Raw genomic sequence first — 18,373 nt, forward strand, 5'->3', positions numbered from 1 at the left:
TCAGCATCCGGGCCTTCTTCGTGCCCGATTCGGGCCAGAACCCAGTCGCGTCAGAACCCGATCGCGGCCTGATAGCGCGGCTTGTGGCCGGTGCGGATGCCCGTGACGCTCGGCTTGTTCTCGTACACGCCGGCTCCCCAGTTGCCCTCGACCAGGACAGGTCCCTCGGGGGTGACCACCACGTCCCAGCCCACGTACTGCACCTGAGGCACGACGCGAGCCACCTGGTCGACGAACTCCCGGACCTCGTCCATCATCGGCAGCTGGAAGTCGGCGATCGGGAAGCCCGAATCCGGGTGCGTGACGTGCACGTGACCGTGCGAGTCGTAGCCCGAGCCGACGGCATGGCCGTTCTCGTCGAGCATCGTGTAGAAGCCGCCGAAGCTCATCTGGTCGCTCACCGCGCCGCGCCCGAACTTCTGTGCCATCGCGAGGATGTGCGTCTTCTCTCCATCGAAGAATGCGGTGATGCGGGTGGTGTTGACGGTGCCGGGGCAGACGGCCGCGAGGTCGGCGTGCTGGCGGATGACCTCTTCGACGAGGACCTGCTTCTTCGAGAGGAGGTCGGCGTGGAACGCATCCCAATCGGTGACATCGGCGGCGTGATAGCGGTGCACACCCGTGCCTGCCTGACCGTGGGTCTCCTTGACGACGATCGTGCCCTGACGCTCTGTGAAATCTCGCAGCTCGTCGGCGTTGCCCTCGGTGATGACCATCCACTCGCGCTTGAGGAACGCATCGAAGACGGGGTTGAACTCCGCCTTGTCGTGGAAGAAGTGACGGTAGTCCGGGTGGTCGTACTTCTGCGAGATCTCGTTCGACACCGGGTGGGTCATGAAGGTGTCGCGCTCCGCCTTGGTGAGGATCGCGAAGTCGTAGTCGATGTAGTCCTGGAACCCGACGTTGTGCCGCCCGGCCGACCACAGCATGTCGACGACCACGAGCGGGACGGCCTTGCCATGCTGGGACGACGCCTCTTTGGCCCTCTCGATGACCGAGGTGACGTCGATGCGGCGGGCGCGCGCCAGCAGATAGCGGACGCGGGGCGCGAGGGAAAAGCGTGACATGGATCTCCAAGGTCGGGGTCGCCTCCAGTCTACGGTGGGTGCGCAGGGCATCCTGAGAAGGCGGAGCTAGGCTGGAAACGTGTGTGAGAAGACATCGAGCTCCCGTCCGCGCGCGATGATCTCGCGGTCGGCGCTGGCTGCTGCATCGAGCGCCGCTGTCGGTGCCGGCGGCCGAGTGGCCGACCTTCGCAGGGATGCGTGGGGGCACGGAGTGCTCGCTGTCGCGCATGCCGTCGTCGCGGCAGGTGCCGCCGCCGTGCGGGTCGACTACGAGGCGGAGGTGGAGGCGCTGGCGCTCGAGGGCATCGATGCGACGACAGCCGGCGAAGCCGACATCGACCCGTTCCTGCTCTATGGACTGCCTGACTTCGACGGGACGCTGCGGACGAGTCCGGTGATGCGTCTCGCAGGCAGAGTGCTCTCCACCAAGCCGCTCGCAGCCGGAGACGCGGTCTCGTACGGCTACACGCATCGAGCGATGCGCGATACGACGGCCGCGCTGGTGACGGGCGGATATGCACAGGGGATCGTCCGTGCTCTGGGCAATGCCGCGCACGTCGAGATCGAGGGCGTGCAGCGTCCGATCATCGGACGTGTCGCGATGGATGTCTGCGTGATCGATCTGGAGGGATCTGCCGAAGTCGCCCTGGGGGCCGATGCCACCTATTTCGGAGGACGCGGACCGGCCGCTCCCGGCCTCGCGAGGTGGAGCGCGGTGACAGGACTCACGGTCGCCGAGCTCGTCACGGTCTCGGGCTCCCATGCGGAGCGGGGGTGGGAGGCATGAGCCGCCCGGAGCTGCGCGTCGACACAGACCGCTTCAGATCGAACATCGGCGCCGTGCGTGATCGCATCGCTCCATCAGCGCTGATGATCGTGCTCAAAGACGACGCCTACGGACACGGTCTCCGCTGGGCAGTGGAAGCCGCGAAGGGGATGGGCGTCGAATGGTACGGGGCGTACGACGTCCGCAGCGGCGTCGAGACCAGGCGCGTGCTGGGAGACACCGGGCGGATCTTCGCGTGGGCCACATCGACCGACGATGAGGTCGACGAGGCGCTGCACGCGCGCATCGATCTCGGTGTCGGGTCAGCGGAGTACCTCGCGCGCATCACCGCTCGGGCGGCGCGAGAGGGACTGCAGGCGCGGATTCACCTGAAGATCGACACCGGACTGCATCGCAACGGTCTGCTTCCCGACGAGTGGGCACGCACCATCGCCGACGTACGAGCCGGCGAGGCCGCAGGCCACCTGCAGCTCGTGGGCGTCTGGAGCCATCTCGCGGAGGCCAGCGACGACGAGGACGACGAGGCGCAGACACTGTTCCTCGATGCGGTGCGCGCGGCCGAGCAGTCCGGTGCCACGCCCGAGGCGCTGCACCTGACGGCATCCGCCGCATCCTGGTGGCGCCCTGAGCTTCGCGGCTCGGTGTCGAGGATCGGAGCATTCTGCTACGGCGTCCGCTCGGCGGATGGCCCGGAGCTCGCAGGTGTGACACCGGTCGCTGAGCTCACCGCGACGGTCATCGAGATCGTCGACGGTGACGCCGTGGTGGGCATCGGCGCCTTCGACGGCATCCCGTCGTCGTTGGCGGGGGCTCGAGTCGGCACCCCCTCCGGTGCCCGGGAGCTTCTGCGTATCGACGCGACGACGTCGGTGGTCGAAGGGTGGCCGGGAATGCGGCTCGGTGATTCGGTCTGGATGTTCGGCGCAGGAGATCATGGCGAGTCGAGCGCGACGACCCTCGCCGAGCGCATCGACACCGTGGGTGAGGAGATACTCACCCGGCTCACCGCGCGCATCCGGCGAGTGAGCACCCCTTAACGAAAGCGGAGCCCGTCTGATGACGGGCTCCGAGGCGGATCTGACCGCAGCTGATCAGTCGATCAGGCGAGCGGTCTCGTCGTGCCAGCTCGTTGCGATGCTGCGGAGCTTCTCCTCGTACTTGCGCCCGTGGTGCGCGCAGAAGAGAAGTTCGGAGCCGTTGACCTCGGCGGCGATGTAGGCCTGAGCGCCACACGAATCACAGCGATCCATGGCGGTCAGGCGGAACTCGACGGCGGAGGTCTCACGTTCGGTCGTTGCGTTCATCATGGTGCCTCCTTGAGTGTCGGGTTCGCTGGTTGGGCGTGTTCAATACAACCACGCTGACGCTGTACGCATGCCCGGTTTGCGGCGTGTTTCGCTCAGCGCGTACGCGCGGGGCCCGGCATCGGGGTCGCGGGGGAGTGTCTGCGGCTTCAGGCGGGGCATCGCGAATAGACTCGGAGATTGTGACCGCCGAGTATTCCGCCCATCATCTCCAGGTGCTCGAAGGGCTCGAGGCCGTCCGCAAGCGTCCCGGTATGTACATCGGTTCGAACGGATCCCCGGGTCTCATGCACTGCCTCTGGGAGATCATCGACAACGCCGTCGACGAGGCCGTCGCGGGCAACGGCTCGAAGATCGACATCATCCTGCATGAAGACGGCAGCGTCGAGGTCCATGACCGCGGTCGTGGCATCCCCGTCGACGTCGAGCCCCGCACGGGTCTCACCGGCGTAGAGGTCGTCTTCACCAAGCTGCACGCCGGTGGCAAGTTCGGCGGCGGTTCGTACGCGGCATCCGGTGGCCTGCACGGTGTCGGAGCCTCCGTCGTCAACGCTCTGTCCGAGCGCCTCGACGTCGAGGTCGACCGAGGCGGCAAGACCTACGCCATGTCGTTCCACCGCGGCGAGCCGGGACTCTTCGCCGATGACGGCGAGAAGCGGCCGGACGCGAAATTCACGCCGTTCCAGGACAAGAGCGAGCTGCGGGTCGTCGGCAAGGCACCGCGCGGCACCAGCGGCACGCGCATCCGCTACTGGGCTGATCACCAGATCTTCACGAAGGATGCCGCGTTCCAGCTGAACGACCTGGTCACCCGCGCGCGACAGACAGCCTTCCTCGTCCCCGGACTGGAACTCGTCATCCGAGACGAGCGCGCCGCGAACGGCTCCGAGGTCGAGGGCCAGCCGATCGAGACCTCCTACCGGTACGACGGCGGCATCTCGGAGTTCGTGGAGTACCTCGCGAACGATGCGCCCGTCACCGACACCTGGCGCATCCAGGGCGAGGGCACGTTCAAGGAGACGGTTCCCGTTCTGCAGGCCGACGGTCACATGATCGCGACCGAGGTCGAGCGCGTCTGCGCGGTCGACATCGCGATGCGCTGGGGCACGGGGTACGACACGACGACCCGTTCGTTCGTGAACATCATCGCCACGCCCAAGGGCGGCACGCACAACCAGGGTTTCGAGCAGGAGCTGCTCAAGGTTCTCAGGGCGCAGGTCGATCAGAACGCCCGTCGGCTGAAGGTCGGCAGCAATGACAAGCTCGAGAAGGACGACGTCCTCGCCGGGTTGACCGCGGTGCTCACGGTCAACGTACCCGAGCCGCAGTTCGAGGGGCAGACCAAGGAGATCCTCGGCACGCCGGCTGTGCGTCAGATCGTCGCACAGGTGCTTCGCAAGGATCTCGCTGCCCGGTTCAGCTCGACCAAGCGCGATGACAAGAGCCAGGCGACGCAGCTGCTCGACAAGGTCGTCGCCGAGATGAAGGCTCGGGTCTCCGCTCGCGCACACAAAGAGACCCAGCGTCGCAAGAACGCCCTCGAGTCGTCGACCCTGCCGACCAAACTGGTGGACTGCCGCACCAACGAGGTCGAGCGGAGCGAGCTGTTCATCGTCGAGGGCGACTCTGCACTCGGCACAGCGAAGAACGCCCGCAACAGCGAGTTCCAGGCGCTGCTGCCGATCCGAGGCAAGATCCTCAACGTCCAGAAGGCATCGGTGGGCGACATGCTCTCCAACGCCGAGTGCGCGTCCATCATCCAGGTGATCGGCGCGGGCTCCGGGCGCAGCTTCGACATCGACGCCGCACGGTACGGCAAAGTGATCCTGATGAGCGACGCGGACGTCGACGGCGCGCACATCCGCACGCTGCTCCTCACCCTCTTCTATCGGTACATGCGTCCGCTCATCGAGCACGGTCGAGTGTTCGCCGCCGTGCCGCCGCTGCACAGGGTGATCGTGATGAACCCCGGCTCCAAGCCGAACGAGACGATCTACACCTACAGCGAGCAGGAGATGCACGCGCTGCTCGCAAAGCTCCGCAAGTCGGGCAAGCGGTGGCATGAGCCGATCCAGCGGTACAAGGGTCTCGGCGAGATGGACGCGGAGCAGCTCGCCACGACGACCATGGAGCGTGGCGGACGACTGCTGCGCCGCGTGCGCATGGAGGATGCCGAGGCGGCCGGCCGGGTCTTCGAGCTGCTGATGGGCAACGAGGTCGCTCCTCGCCGGGAGTTCATCATCGAGTCGTCGGATCGGCTGTCCCGCGAATCGATCGACGCCTGAAGTTCAGCGATTCAGCGCCAGAGCGGCCCGATAGACGCCCAGCAGCGCGTCGCGGTGCGTGTCCTGAGCGACACGGTCGCGATGAGCGAGTGCGGCTGCGCTCATGAGCGTGAGCCGTGCAGGATCGTCGCGCAACTCTCGGATCGCGGTCGCCAGGCCGTCGGCATCCGGTGTGCGTGAGACGAGACCTCCGTCCGCGGGCAGCATCTCGAGGAGATCCGGGTCCGCGACGATGACCGGCAGCCCCGCGGCGATCCCCTCGAGGATCACCATCGGCTGATTGTCGAAGTCGAGAGAGCTCGACACCAGGACGTGAGCGCCCCGCATCGCTTCGAGGACGCGCGACTGCGCGACACCGCCGTGCACCGTGAGCCGGCCGGGCGGCATCCCGTCCGATGCCGAGGAGACGCGGCGTCTGGCCACGCCGTCGCCGAACATCTCGGCGCGGATGCCGGAGACCTGCCTCACGGCGTCGACGAACACCTCAGGGCGCTTCTCGGGCGAGAGCCTGCCGCACCACATCACCCTCAACGGCTCCTCGGGTTCGAGCGTGCGTGGCGGGGGAGCGCCGACCTCCTCGAGCACGGTCGCCTCCAGGCCGTTCGAGATCACTGTGAGCGGCGTGTGCACACCCTGAGCCGAGAGCTTCGCCGCGAAGTGCTCCGAGGGCACGATGACCTGATCGGCATGGTTCGCCTGGCTGACCATGAGTCTCCACATACGCCGTGCCGTGCGCGTCTTCGCATACGGCGCGTCGCTGTCGACCGTCGCGCGGGCGTGGCTCATGCGGCGACGGTGCATGGTCGCGAGCAGTGCCGTCGTGACCGAGGGCACCGGGAGCACCGAGCGGGTGTACACGTCGATGCGCCCGTGCATGGTCTGCACGACGGGTATGCCGAGCGCCCTCGCCGCCTCGAAACCGCCCAGCGCCGCGAACATCTCGGTGTGCACATGAACGATCTCGATCGCGTGCGAACGCAGACCTTCCGTGAGGGCCGCCGCCACGGCGGAGGGCGGCCAGGCGAACGGGTATCCGTCCGGCGCGAAGGCTCGGGCGGTCGGAAGGCGCACGACCTGCGGGTCATCGCTGGGGTCGGTGAGGGGCGCGAAGACGACGACCTCGTGCCCTGCGTGCTCGAGCGCCTCTCTGTGCGCCTTGATGGCGGTCTGCACGCCACCGAGCGTGGGCAGGTAGTAGTCGGTGACCATGGCGATGCGCACTCGACCACAATAGGACGACTATCGTGATGAGCATGTCCGGAGCCCGTGTGCTGGTGACGGGGGCGAGCGGGTTCCTCGGCGGCTACGTCGTGCCCGAGCTGCAGCGACACGGATACGAGGTCTTCGCCGCCGGTCGCAACGAGCAGGCGCTCGCGCGAATCGCCGACGCCGCGCATCGCGTGCCCGGTGATCTCGCTTCGCTCCGCCTTCGCGACCTGCCGCTGGATGCCGTGATCCACTGCGCGGCGCTGTCGACGCCGTGGGGTCCGTGGAAGGACTTCCATGAGGCGAATGTCGTGGGCACCGGTCATGTCGTCGAGTTCGCCCGCCGCAACGGAGTCAGACGGATCGTGCACGTGTCGTCGCCCAGCGTCTATGCCGCGGCCCGCGACCGCATCGCCGTCCGGGAACCCGACGTCGACCGGAGCAACCGTCTCAACGGCTACATCCGGTCGAAGATCGCCGCAGAGGACCTGCTGCTCGATGGGCTGGACAGCGGGGCGATAGCCGAGCTCGTGATCGTGCGTCCTCGCGGTCTGATCGGCGTGGGCGACCCGAGCCTCGTGCCGAGGCTGCTGGATGTGCATGCCAGGGTGGGCGTGCCGGTCTTCGATGGAGGCGACAATCTCATCGACGTCACGGCGGTCGAGAACGTCGCCTCGGCGCTGAGGCTCGCGGTCACCCGAGGAGATGCCGCGGGCGGGGTGTACAACATCACCAACGACGACCCGCGCCGATTCCGCGAGCTGCTGACGATCCTCCTCGCGAGGATGGGCCAGGCCCCGCGGTTCCGCCCGATGAACCGACGGGTGGCCTGGGCCCTGGCCTCCGCGATGGAGGGCGTCTGCTCGATGCTGCCGTGGCGACCCGAGCCTGCGCTCACCCGGTACACGCTCAGCACCATCGCCTACTCGCAGACGCTCGACATCACCCGCGCGAAGGCGGACCTCGGCTACCACCCCGAGGTGTCACTCGATGATGCCCTCGCCGCTGTCGCCGCTCACCTGGGGGAGAGCAGATGACAGGCCGCCTCCGTCACTACACCTGCGGCAGCACGTCGCACGACGTCGGTGCGATGTTCCGCGGGGGAGCGCGTGGAGTCCGCGAGTTCCCGTCCGGCGTATTCCTCTACGACGCCGCGGACGGCCGGCGCGTGCTGTTCGACACCGGCTATGCGACGGGACCGTGGCACACCGGCTGGCGTGGTGCCGTCTACCGGCTTCTGCTCCCTCCGGTCATCAGGGGCTCCGACGATGTGGCCGCACGGCTTCGCGCGGACGGCGTCGACCCGGCATCCGTCACCCACGTCGTGTTGTCGCACCTGCATCCGGACCACGTCGGGGGAGTCCGTCGCTTCCCGCATGCGACGTTCGTGCTGAGCGCGGGCCACGAGCGGACGCTGGCGGCCCCACGTCTGCGCGCGGGGGTGCTCACCGGCCTGCTTCCGACCTGGTTCCCGGATGCCGAGCGGATCGTGATCGGCGAGGAGGCCTTCTCCACCGTCGAGCTCGGCGGCATCGTGCTGCGCGCTCACGATCTTCTCGGCGACAGCTCGTACCTCGTGCTCGATCTGCCCGGCCATGCCGACGGTCACCTCGGCGCGCTGATCGAGCGCCGTGTCCTGCTCGCGGGCGATGCGGCATGGGGGAACGACCTGATCCACGTGTCGGGGAACCTGAAGGCACTGCCCCGGGCGGTCCAGCACGATGCGGATCGATACGCCGCCACGGCGCGGAGTCTCGGCGTACTCGCGGCCGCCGGCATCCGTGTGGTCTGCAGCCATGATCCGCTCGACGCGAAGGAGCTGTTGAGCTGATGTCGACGCTCAGGATCCTGCGCGAGTTCGTCGCGGTGCGGTGGCTGCGCCCGATGCGTACTCGGGCCGCGATCGAGCGGCGTCAGAGGCGCCTGCTGCGCTCGCACCTGAGATTCCTGCGACGGCGGTCGCCGTACTTCCGTGACCTCCTGGCGACGCGCTCGTTCTCGGAACTCCCCCTCATGGACAAAAGCGTCATGATGAGTCGATTCGACGAGATCAACACCGTCGGCGTCGGAAAGAGCGAGGCACTCGCGCTGGCGATCGCGAACGAGCGCTCCCGAGACTTCGACGCGGATCTGGGCTCGAACTCGGTCGGCCTCTCGAGCGGGACCAGCGGGCACCGCGGCCTCTTCGTCGTCAGCAGTGCCGAGCGCGATGCTTGGGTGGGAACCGTGCTCGCCCGCACGCTCCCGCGGGGCACACTTCTCGGACACCGGATCGCGCTGTTCCTCCGCGCGGACAACAGTCTGTACGAGTCGGTCGGCTCACGGGCGGTGTCCTTCCGCTACTTCGACGTGTACGCCGACATGGATGACAACATCACCCGGCTGGGAGAGTACCGACCGACCATCCTGGTCGCTCCGCCGTCGGTGCTCAGACTGATCGCGCGTGCGGCCGATGCAGGTCGGCTCGACATCATGCCGCAGCGGGTGTATTCGGTGGCCGAGGTGCTGGAGATAGCCGACGAGCGGCGTATCAGGGCTGCACTCGGTCAGCCCCTTCTGCACCAGCTCTACCAGTGCACGGAGGGGTTCCTGGCGCACACCTGCGAGCACGGTGTGATCCATCTCAATGAGGACGACATCCTGGTCGAGCGCGACGCACTGGATGCCGAGCGGTTCACGCCGATCGTGACGGATCTTCGCCGTCGTGCGCAGCCGATCGTCAGGTATCGGCTCGGTGACGTCCTGCGCGTGCGGACCCGACCGTGCCCCTGCGGCAGTGCGCTCACGGCGATCGAGCGCATCGAGGGCCGAGAGGGCGACACCCTGGTCTTCCGCTCGCTCGACGGCCGCGATCTGCCCGTCTTCGCCGATGTGATCGCACGCGCACTGCTGTACGCCGACGGATTCGACGAGTACCGCATCACTCAGATCGGCGAGTCGCACCTGCAGATCGCGCTCGACACCCTCGACGATCGATCGCGGGGTCTCGTCGAAGGCGAGGTGCACGCGCTGGCCGATCGGCTGGGGTGCGAGCGACCGGCTCTCACATTCATCGACTTCGTGAGCGACGGATCCGTGAAGCTGCGCCGCGTGGTGCAGGAATGGGGGGACCGGCGATGGTGAGGAATTGCGAGATCGTGGGCTGGGGGACGTCTCTGCCTTCGCGTGTCGTGCGGTTCGGGGACCAGACGCGGTATCGCATCGACGACGACGTGTCCCATCTCGACATGCTGACCGAGGCGTGCGAGCGGGCACTCGCGCACGCGGGCATCACGGCCGACGACGTCGACCTCGTTCTCGGCGCCTCGGCCGCGGGAATCCAGCCCATCCCGTGCACGGCCGCGCTCGTGCTGGAGAGGCTCTCGCTCACAGGCCACGCAGCGGCCTTCGACGTGAACTCGACCTGCACGAGTTTCATCACCGGTCTGGACATCGCCTCGCGGTATCTCGATGCCGGTGATCACGACACGATCCTGGTGTTCGCGGGAGACGTGGGAACGCGATTCCTGAATCCGGAGCAGCGGGAGAGCTTCGAGCTCTTCAGCGATGCAGGCGCGGCCGTCGTGCTGCGCCGCTCCGCCGACCCCGATCGAGGCGTGATCGCCAGCGCTCAACGCACCTGGCCCGCGTACGCGCACGACACGGAGATCAGAGGAGGGCTGTCGAGATCGCCCGCCCAGGCCTATTCCGCGGGGGATCCCGCCGATTACCTCTTCGACATGAACGGACGCCGGGCGCTGCTGGGGATGATGCGCGTGCTTCCCGAGTTCTTCGACGCGTTCCATCGACGATCGGGCATCTCGCACGAGGATGTCGCTCTCTGGGTTCCGCACCAGGCGTCTGCGGCGCTCGGACCGATGCTCGACCGCCTCGGGATCCCGGCAGACCGTCGGATCGACGAGGTGCGGGACTTCGGCAACATGGTCTCGTCGTCCGTGCCGTTCATGCTCATCCGGGCGCTCGAGAGCGGTCGCGTCGAGCCGGGCGACACGGTGATCCTCTGCGGCACGGCCGCGGGCCTCACCGCCAACATCCTCGCTCTCCGACTCTGAGCCGGACGGCGGCTGTCAGGTCAGCGCCAGGGAGAGATCGTACTCTCCCTGGCGCTCAGACCAGAGTGCGACCGATGCTCCCGATCACGCCGTCGATCGGCTGACCGGATGCATCGCGTCGTGCACCGGGTTCGGGGAGCTTGCGCACAGCGCCTGTCGGATCGACGGCCTGCGCGGGACTCGGCCCGACCCAGGCGACCGTGAGGCGGTCTTCGCCCTTCAGGAACGAGTGAGCGCGCACTCCGCCGGTCGCTCGGCCCTTCGACGGGTATTCGGTGAAGGACGTCACCTTGGCGCGGCCCGGCTCGGTGCCCGGCAGGCTGCTGTCCGAGCCCGAGACGGTGGCGACCACGGCATCGGCCTCCGGCGTGACCGCGCCGAAGAACAGCACCGACGAACCGGCGCCGAGCTTGACGCCGGCCATGCCGCCTGCGGGTGCACCCTGCGGTCGGACCGCGGAGGCCGAGAACCGCAGCAGCTGTGCGTCGGTCGTGACGAAGACGAGGTCGGCGTCGTCCTGAGCTTCCACGGCCCCGACGACGGTGTCACCGGGCTTCATGCCGATGACCTCGAGATCCGGCCGCACGGGCAGCGTGGACGGGACGATCCGCTTGACCGTGCCCTGCGCGGTGCCGAGCGCGATCGGCGTATCGCTGTCGAAGCGGACGAAGCCGAGGATGCGCTCTCCGCGGGTGGTGATCCCGAGGTAGTCGCGCAGCGGGGCGCCCGCGGCGAGCTGCACGGAGGACGACGGTACGGACGGCAGGTCGACGGGGGAGAAGCGCAGCACGCGCCCCTCCGTGGTCAGCGCGCCGATCTCTGCGCGAACCGTCGTATCGACCGTCGTCAGGATCGCGTCGTGCTTGCTCCGCCGCGCCGGAAGCGTCAGCTCCTGGCCCTCGGCGAGGTCCACCCGCACGCCGCGGCCGGTCGTCGACAGCACGAGCACGGTCGGAGCGTCGGCGATCTGCAGGTCGACCGCGCCCTTCGTGGCGCGCGGCTTCGGGGGCGCGGCGTTCATCAGGAGCGTGCGGCGAGGGGTGCCGTATGCCTCAGCCGCGGCATCCAGCTCCTCGGCTACCACCGCACGGAGAAGCACATCGCTACCGAGCAGCTCCCGCAGTCTGGCGATCTCGGCGAGCAGGGCGTCTCGCTCGGTCTCGAGCTCGATGCGCGAGAACTTCGTCAGGCGCCGCAGCCGCAGTTCGAGGATGTACTCGGCCTGCAGCTCGCTGAGGTCGAACACCGAGCGCAACCGGGCGCGCGCCTGCTCGGAGTCGTCCGACGAGCGGATGACCTGGATGACCTCGTCGATGTCGAGGATCGCGATGAGCAGGCCCTCGACGAGGTGCAGGCGCTCTTCGCGCCGGGCGAGGCGGTATCGACTGCGACGGGTGACCACCTCGAGCCGGTGCGCGACGTAGACGCGAAGCATCTCCTTGAGCCCGAGCGTGCGGGGCTGCCCGTCGACCAGGGCGACGTTGTTGATGCTGAAGGAATCCTCGAGCGGGGTGAGCCGGTAGAGCTGATCGAGCACTGCGTGCGGGTCGAAACCGGTTTTGATGCCGATCGCGACGCGCAGCCCGTGGTTGCGATCGGTGAGATCGGTCACGTCGCTGATGCCCTGCAGCTTCTTCGACTGCACGGCATCACGGATCTTCTCGATCAGTCGCTCGGGTCCGACCATGTAGGGCAGCTCGGACACGATGATGCCGGTGCGCCGAGGGCCGAGAGGCTCGACGGAGACCTTGCCTCGCACCTTCAGCGCGCCGCGCCCGTTCGTGTACGCGTCCTTGACGCCTTCGAGACCCATCAGGATTCCGCCCGAGGGGAAGTCGGGGCCGGGCACGAACTCCATGAGCTCTTCGGTCGTGGCGTCAGGGTTCTCGAGGAGGTGCGTGGCAGCGGCGACGACCTCGATCAGGTTGTGCGGTGCCATGTTGGTCGCCATGCCCACGGCGATGCCGCTCGCGCCGTTGACCAGGAGATTCGGGAAAGCCGCGGGGAGCACAGACGGCTGCTGGAACTGGCCGTCGTAGTTCGGGATGAAGTCGACGACGTCCTCATCGAGGTTCTCGGTGAGGGCCATGGCAGGGGATGCCAGCCGTGCTTCGGTGTAGCGGGCGGCTGCGGGTCCGTCGTCGAGCGAGCCGAAGTTGCCGTGACCGTCGACCAGAGGCACGCGCAGAGCCCACTCCTGGGCGAGGCGCACGAGGGCGTCGTAGATCGCGGAGTCGCCGTGCGGGTGCAGCTTTCCCATGACCTCGCCCACGACGCGGGCGCTCTTGACGTGACCGCGGTCGGGGCGGAGTCCCATCTCCGCCATCTGGTAGAGGATGCGACGCTGCACGGGCTTCAGGCCGTCGCGAGCGTCGGGCAGAGCGCGCGAGTAGATCACCGAGTAGGCGTACTCGAGGAATGAACCCTGCATCTCTGTCTCGAGATCGATGTCCTGGATACGCTCAGGGGCGAGCTCGGCAGGCGGGGTCTTCGGCATGGGCATCCTGAGTGGTGCGAGGCTGAGGGCGTACGGGAGCCTGTGTCAGACTGGCTCGGATGTCCCTCATTCTACCGTCCGAGTCGCTTGCAGCCCGCAGCGTCGTCGGGGTGGCGGACGACGTGTTCGCCGCTCTGCGCGGCGAATCGGCGAGCCTGCCGCGGGCCGAATCCGTCGTCCTCGTCTTGATCGACGGCCTCGGCGCCATCAGTCTGCGCGCCCACTCCGGCCATGCCAGGGCGCTCACGTCGGGGATGGCGAAGAAGGATGTCGCCCACTCGGTCTTCCCGTCGACCACCGCGGCCGCTCTGACCAGCATCCTCACAGGGGTGTGGCCGGGCCAGCACGGTCTGGTCGGCTATCGCGTTCTCGACCCTTCCCGGGGGATCCTGGTCAACCAGCTCACGGGCTGGGAGTCGGAAGGACTGGATCCGGCGACCTGGCAGGCGGCTCCGACCGTCTTCGAACGCGCTCGTGCGGAGGGGCGTCCGACCTACGCGGTCGGCGTCGCAGCCTATGCGGCGAGCGGATTCACCCGAGCCACGCTGCGCGGGGCCGACTTCGTCGCCGCACAGACACCCGCAGAACGCGTCGAGGCGGCCTATGACCTCGCAGAGCGCCACCCGGGCTCCCTGGTCTACTGCTATCTGCCGGAGGCCGACAAGGCCGGGCACAGGTACGGTCTCGACTCGGTGCACTGGGTGTCGGCGCTCGAGGAGATCGATGCCGCGCTGTCGCGACCCGTGCCGCCAGGTGTCGGCGTCCTCGTGACGTCGGATCACGGCATGATCGACGTGCCGGCGCATCGGCAGATCGTGCTCGAGGCCGAGCACCTCGTGGGGGTTCAGCACATCGGCGGAGAGCCGAGGATGCTCCACGTCTACGCGGAATCGGGTGCTGACGGGGCGGCTGTGGCTGAGCGGTGGCGCCGGGATCTCGAGGGTCTCGCCGACGTGGGCACCCGGCAGCAGGCGATCGCATCCGGGTTCTTCGGCCCCGAGGTGACCCGGGCCGCCGCGTCGCGGATCGGCGACGTGCTCGTCGTCGCGAGAGGCAACGGGGCCGTCTACGACGGCACCGCAGCCGACCAGCGCAGCCGGGGGATGATCGGTCAGCATGGCGGTCTGACTCCGGAGGAGCGTCAGGTTCCGCTGCTCAGGTTCGGCGCCTTCGCCCGCTGAGCGTCTGCATCCGCGGTTTTGCGGACGCCCTATTCGTCGGTGCGTGCTCCGAACACGATCTCGTCCCACGACGGCATCGCGTTGCGGCGCTTGCGGCGTCCGTTGCCGCCCTCGTTCGACGGCTCGGGGGCGACCTCCGGCTCGTCGTCCTCGTGGGGCTGGACGTTCTCGAAGGCGTCGAACAGAGCGATCGGGTTCTGGTCCGTGTCGCTGTCGTCTGTGTGGTCGAGGATCGGCGCGGTCTCGCGCTGACCGCGTCGGCGTCGCAGCGCCTCGAGCAGATCGGCGGTCTCGGGGCTCGTCGTCGCTGATTCCGGGGCGCGTTTGATGGCTGCATCCTGCACGGCGGCTGTCGAGCGCTCCGGCGCGATGCTGTCGTCGACGTCAGCCTCGGGTGCGGGCAGCAGACGAGGTCCGAAAGCGCCGGAGTCGAAGCGGCTGTCGTCCTTGTAGGGCGATGCCTGCCGTTCGGCTTCGACGGCGCGCAGACGAGGGATGAGACCGTCGGGCAGCGAGCCCTGGCGCGACAGCTGGGTGGCGTCGGCGTTGAGGGGCGCCAGTGCGCTGCGGCGAGGATCGAAGCTCCAGCGGGCGTCGTGCTCGACCTCGTTGGCGGTGAACTCGAGCTTGATGATCCAGCCGCTCTCGTCCTTCCAGCTCGCCCAGCGCTCGGCTGATGCCTCGACCTCCGACAGCTTGGCGCGGATCGCGGTGCCGAAGGTGGGCTGAGCATCGGGCTCGACGTCGCTGCCGATCAGGACGGGCACGGCGAGAGCCTGGCCGATGACGTGCTCGCGCTCGGCGAGAACGGGTCCTTCGAAGCGGATGACGTCATCGACGCCGATGCCGAGGAGCGCCGCCACCTCGGGTGCCGTCAGGCCGGCGCGGATCTGGGCCTGGATGTCGCGAGGGCTCGCGGCGAGCCGCTGAGCCGTCGGCTCGCTCTGCCGGGTCGCGCGCCGGATCTCACGGTGCAGGACGTCGTCGATGGGCAGCGCGAACCGCTCGCCCGACTCGGTCGCGAGTACGAGCAGTCCTGCTTCTGTGCCGACGATGGTGACGTTTTCCATGCGAATGCCCCTCTGATGGGTGTGCGTTCATGGTGTCACGCGGGGCCGCTCGGAGCCGGGAATACTCTGGGCGTGCCGTGAGTTTGGTCTGTCGCAGCCGCGGGCATTTGCTTATTCCTCCGCGGTCATGCAAACTATGGCCGCCGATTACCCCGACGGCGCACCACCCACTCGCATGAAAGTGGAGATTCACCACATGGCAACCGACTACGACGCCCCCCGCAAGAGTGAAGACGACTCCGAGTCGATCGAAGCCCTCAAGGAGCGTGTGCCGGACAAGCTCTCCGGCTCGTCAGGAGACGAAGACGCGGACAACCCGTCCAGCTTCGACCTTCCTGGAGCCGATCTTTCCGATCTCGAACTCGATGTCGTCGTGCTGCCCGCGCAGCAGGACGAGTTCACCTGCATGAACTGCTTCCTCGTGAAGCACCGTTCGCAGCTCGATCACGAGGGCGCTTCCGGCCCCATCTGCAAGGAGTGCGCTGCCTGAGCGCACCAGAGAACAAGATCTCACGCGCCCCCGACCTCACGGTCAGGGGCGCGTCGTCTTTCCGGGGCTGATCCATCCCGTCTCTGCAACCGTCGTTCGAGATCGCGCACAGAGCGGATGCCGCGGGGCGAGTGAGTGCGAGACGGGCGCGATCGTCAGCGCTGGGCTGCGGTGATCGCCGCGGCCAGCCGATCGGGAGTGCGCGTCGAGATCGTCCAGGTGTCCACCGGATCGTCGGAGTCCTCGTTCGGAACGACGACGATGCCGTCGACCCCGCCGCGGATGAGGTGCCAGCCTCGCGCCGGCAGTCCGGGGCCTCGCGCCTGGCGTGCCTCTTCGGCGCTCAGCGCTCGGGGCCTGCCGAGATGCCGGACCTCGATGTGCGCTCGACCGGCGCGAAGCACGTCGCCATCGACCGACACGACCGGGGCGAGGGCGATGAAGGCGACGACCAGCACCGCGGAGACCGCGGCTCCGACGATCAGGGCGACGGTCGAGCCGATGGGCACGAAGATGAGCGCCACCATGGGGCCCGCAAGAGCGACCGTCACCAGCAGCCACAGGCTGGGGGACAGTCTCTCGCGGTAGCGGGTCCGCGTGTCAGGATCGATGTTCTGCATTAGCCTCGGGGGGTGACTGAATCCGTTGATGTCCCCATTATCGCCTCTGTGGTGCCCGGCTACGCCCACCCCGGGGATGCCGGAGCCGATCTGGTGGCGGCCGAGGCCGTTCATCTGGCCCCGGGGGAGCGGGCGCTCGTCGCGACCGGCGTGCGCATCGCGCTGCCGGAGGGGTACGCGGCGTTCGTCGTGCCCCGCAGCGGTCTCGCGGCCAAGCACGGGATCTCGATCGTGAACTCGCCGGGGACGGTGGACGCCGGGTATCGCGGCGAGATCAAGGTGAGTCTGATCAACACCGACATTCACACGGCGTACGATGTCGCCGTCGGCGATCGCATCGCGCAGCTGATCGTGATGCCCGTGACGCGTGCCACCTTCATCCCGGTAGAGGAGCTGCCGGACAGCCTCCGCGGCGAGGGCGGCTTCGGCTCGACCGGCTACCAGGCAGGACTCCATTCATCTTCGGCAGGACAGATCAATGACTGACAACAACGCGACTCCTTCGAAGTCGGCACCGGGTGACCGGGCTACGCAGGGCCCCTTCGACGACTCCGAGGCGAACCCGGTGCGACCGTACATCGACCTCGGCGGCATCAAGATCCTGCCGCGGGAGGGGCTGAACCTCCGCCTCGAGGTCGAGGAGCAGTCCAAGCGCATCGTCGCCGTCGGCCTCGACTACGCCGACTCCTCTCTTCAGGTGCAGCCGTTCGCTGCGCCCCGATCCGGCGGGCTGTGGGACGAGACCCGCGTGCAGCTGCGTGATCAGGTCCGCACCCAGGGCGGGCGGGTCGAGGAGCGCGAGGGCCCGCTCGGTAAGGAGCTTCTCGCCGAGGTCCCTGCGGCTGCGAATGAGGGTTCCGAGCTGCGGCTCGCCCGGTTCATCGGCATCGACGGTCCTCGGTGGTTCCTCCGCGGCGTCATCGGCGGAGCAGCGGCGTCCGACCTCGAGGCCGCTGCCAAGGTCGAGGATCTCTTCCGGTCGATCGTCGTGGTCCGCGGTGGTGCTCCGATGCCTCCGCGAGACCTGATCCCGCTGAAGATGCCCGCGACTCCCGGCTCCGCGTGACCACGCCGGCCCCCGACCCCGAGCAGAGCGCATCCGACATCGTCGGGGCCGCGCTCGGCGGCGCTGCTCGCCGCGCGGGCCTCGACCCTGCGCAGAGCGACGCGACGCACAAGGTCGTGTGGTCTGCGATGGGCGGGTGGCGCGGCATCCTCGAATCGGTGCTGCCCAGCCTCGCGTTCGTGATCCTGTTCACGCTCCGACCGGAACCCCTGATCCTGCCTCTGGGAGTGTCGGTCGGACTCGCGGCGGTGTTCACCGTCGTCAGGCTGCTCCAGAAGTCCCCGCCCTCGGCTGCCATCGGCGGCCTCGTGGCTGCGGCGGCAGCCGCAGCACTCGCGCTGTGGACGGGACGGGGCGAGGACAACTTCGTCCCCGGCCTGATCACCAACGCCGTCTACGGCACCGGCATGCTCGTCTCGGCCCTGATCGGCTGGTCGCTGATCGGCCTCGCGGTCGGCTTCCTGATGGGAGAGGGCACCGCCTGGAGGAGCGACCGTCGCAAGCGCCGCGCCTTCCTGTGGCTCGGCATCGCCTGGGCTGCGTTGTTCTTCGCCCGCCTCGCGGTGCAGCTGCCGCTGTACCTGGCCGGGGATGTCACGGCTCTGGGCACGCTGAAGCTCATCATGGGTCTGCCGCTGTTCGCCCCGCTGATCGCCGTCACCTGGCTCGTCGTGCGCGCGCTGTATCCGCGCGACCGTGATGCCGACACGGCGACGCGGTCGTGATAGATTTATCTTGACATCAAGAT

General features: G+C 68.1%; 18 protein-coding genes. 12 read left to right on the forward strand and 6 right to left on the reverse strand.

Features of this window, described 5'->3' with window-relative positions:
• Positions 1-50: 50 nt before the first annotated feature.
• The gene (locus tag ACIP5T_RS01910) at positions 51-1,067 is read right to left on the reverse strand and encodes a sugar-transfer associated ATP-grasp domain-containing protein (RefSeq protein ID WP_400860137.1); all 1,017 of its coding nucleotides are present in this window, start codon (positions 1,065-1,067) and stop codon (positions 51-53) included.
• A gap of 79 nt (positions 1,068-1,146) precedes the next feature.
• Between ACIP5T_RS01910 and ACIP5T_RS01915 the strand changes: the two genes are divergently transcribed.
• Positions 1,147-1,854, forward strand: coding sequence for an alanine racemase C-terminal domain-containing protein (locus tag ACIP5T_RS01915; RefSeq protein ID WP_400860139.1), 708 nt, complete (start codon positions 1,147-1,149; stop codon positions 1,852-1,854).
• Entirely contained in the window at positions 1,851-2,891 is a 1,041-nt protein-coding gene (locus ACIP5T_RS01920; protein ID WP_400860141.1) for an alanine racemase, read from the forward strand. Before ACIP5T_RS01915 ends, ACIP5T_RS01920 begins: the two co-directional genes overlap by 4 nt.
• 54 nt (positions 2,892-2,945) lie before the next feature.
• On the opposite strand, the gene ACIP5T_RS01925 is transcribed toward ACIP5T_RS01920, so the two are convergent.
• Entirely contained in the window at positions 2,946-3,158 is a 213-nt protein-coding gene (locus tag ACIP5T_RS01925; protein ID WP_042540282.1) for a hypothetical protein, read from the reverse strand.
• Between the two features lie 182 nt (positions 3,159-3,340).
• On the opposite strand from ACIP5T_RS01925, the gene ACIP5T_RS01930 reads away from it, so the two are divergent.
• A complete protein-coding gene (locus ACIP5T_RS01930; protein ID WP_400860143.1) occupies positions 3,341-5,443 on the forward strand; it encodes a type IIA DNA topoisomerase subunit B in 2,103 nt (700 codons plus the stop codon).
• Positions 5,444-5,446: 3 nt separating this feature from the next.
• Here ACIP5T_RS01930 and ACIP5T_RS01935 read toward each other — a convergent pair whose 3' ends face one another.
• Positions 5,447-6,664, reverse strand: a complete 1,218-nt coding sequence (locus ACIP5T_RS01935) for a glycosyltransferase (RefSeq protein WP_400860146.1) — start codon at positions 6,662-6,664, stop codon at positions 5,447-5,449.
• Positions 6,665-6,696: 32 nt separating this feature from the next.
• Here ACIP5T_RS01935 and ACIP5T_RS01940 point away from each other — a divergent pair, with 32 nt between their 5' ends.
• The 4 genes from ACIP5T_RS01940 to ACIP5T_RS01955 all read left to right on the forward strand — a co-directional run bounded on the left by ACIP5T_RS01940 (position 6,697) and on the right by ACIP5T_RS01955 (position 10,701).
• Positions 6,697-7,686: an NAD-dependent epimerase/dehydratase family protein gene (locus tag ACIP5T_RS01940; RefSeq protein WP_400860148.1), complete on the forward strand. Its 990-nt coding sequence runs from the start codon at positions 6,697-6,699 to the stop codon at positions 7,684-7,686.
• Positions 7,683-8,480 (forward strand): MBL fold metallo-hydrolase, encoded by a 798-nt coding sequence (locus tag ACIP5T_RS01945; protein ID WP_400860150.1) that lies wholly within the window; start codon positions 7,683-7,685, stop codon positions 8,478-8,480. Before ACIP5T_RS01940 ends, ACIP5T_RS01945 begins: the two co-directional genes overlap by 4 nt.
• The gene (locus tag ACIP5T_RS01950) at positions 8,480-9,772 is read left to right on the forward strand and encodes a F390 synthetase-related protein (protein WP_400860152.1); all 1,293 of its coding nucleotides are present in this window, start codon (positions 8,480-8,482) and stop codon (positions 9,770-9,772) included. Before ACIP5T_RS01945 ends, ACIP5T_RS01950 begins: the two co-directional genes overlap by 1 nt.
• An 89-nt stretch (positions 9,773-9,861) precedes the next feature.
• Complete coding sequence (locus ACIP5T_RS01955; RefSeq protein ID WP_400860154.1) at positions 9,862-10,701, forward strand: 3-oxoacyl-ACP synthase III family protein; 840 nt, start codon at positions 9,862-9,864, stop codon at positions 10,699-10,701.
• 55 nt (positions 10,702-10,756) lie between these two features.
• Here the strand turns inward: ACIP5T_RS01955 and ACIP5T_RS01960 are convergent, their stop codons facing one another.
• Entirely contained in the window at positions 10,757-13,198 is a 2,442-nt protein-coding gene (locus tag ACIP5T_RS01960) for a DNA topoisomerase (ATP-hydrolyzing) subunit A (RefSeq protein WP_400860156.1), read from the reverse strand.
• A gap of 59 nt (positions 13,199-13,257) precedes the next feature.
• On the opposite strand from ACIP5T_RS01960, the gene ACIP5T_RS01965 reads away from it, so the two are divergent.
• The gene (locus tag ACIP5T_RS01965; protein ID WP_400860157.1) at positions 13,258-14,379 is read left to right on the forward strand and encodes an alkaline phosphatase family protein; all 1,122 of its coding nucleotides are present in this window, start codon (positions 13,258-13,260) and stop codon (positions 14,377-14,379) included.
• A gap of 29 nt (positions 14,380-14,408) precedes the next feature.
• Here the strand turns inward: ACIP5T_RS01965 and sepH are convergent, their stop codons facing one another.
• Entirely contained in the window at positions 14,409-15,449 is a 1,041-nt protein-coding gene (sepH, locus tag ACIP5T_RS01970; protein WP_400860159.1) for a septation protein SepH, read from the reverse strand.
• Between the two features lie 196 nt (positions 15,450-15,645).
• Between sepH and ACIP5T_RS01975 the strand changes: the two genes are divergently transcribed.
• Entirely contained in the window at positions 15,646-15,939 is a 294-nt protein-coding gene (locus ACIP5T_RS01975) for a DUF4193 domain-containing protein (RefSeq protein ID WP_042540214.1), read from the forward strand.
• A 155-nt stretch (positions 15,940-16,094) separates the two neighbouring features.
• On the opposite strand, the gene ACIP5T_RS01980 is transcribed toward ACIP5T_RS01975, so the two are convergent.
• Complete coding sequence (locus ACIP5T_RS01980; RefSeq protein ID WP_400860162.1) at positions 16,095-16,559, reverse strand: DUF3093 domain-containing protein; 465 nt, start codon at positions 16,557-16,559, stop codon at positions 16,095-16,097.
• 12 nt (positions 16,560-16,571) lie between these two features.
• On the opposite strand from ACIP5T_RS01980, the gene dut reads away from it, so the two are divergent.
• The 3 genes from dut to ACIP5T_RS01995 are packed head-to-tail and all read left to right on the forward strand — an operon-like array spanning position 16,572 to position 18,350.
• Positions 16,572-17,045: a dUTP diphosphatase gene (gene dut / locus ACIP5T_RS01985; protein WP_400860163.1), complete on the forward strand. Its 474-nt coding sequence runs from the start codon at positions 16,572-16,574 to the stop codon at positions 17,043-17,045.
• Positions 17,038-17,625: a DUF3710 domain-containing protein gene (locus tag ACIP5T_RS01990; protein ID WP_311257136.1), complete on the forward strand. Its 588-nt coding sequence runs from the start codon at positions 17,038-17,040 to the stop codon at positions 17,623-17,625. Before dut ends, ACIP5T_RS01990 begins: the two co-directional genes overlap by 8 nt.
• Positions 17,622-18,350 (forward strand): DUF3159 domain-containing protein, encoded by a 729-nt coding sequence (locus tag ACIP5T_RS01995; protein ID WP_400860166.1) that lies wholly within the window; start codon positions 17,622-17,624, stop codon positions 18,348-18,350. The genes ACIP5T_RS01990 and ACIP5T_RS01995 overlap by 4 nt, the downstream gene beginning before the upstream one ends.
• Positions 18,351-18,373 lie beyond the last annotated feature (23 nt).

The sequence above is a fragment of the Microbacterium sp. NPDC088619 genome (assembly GCF_044752825.1).
Lineage (GTDB): Bacteria > Actinomycetota > Actinomycetes > Actinomycetales > Microbacteriaceae > Microbacterium.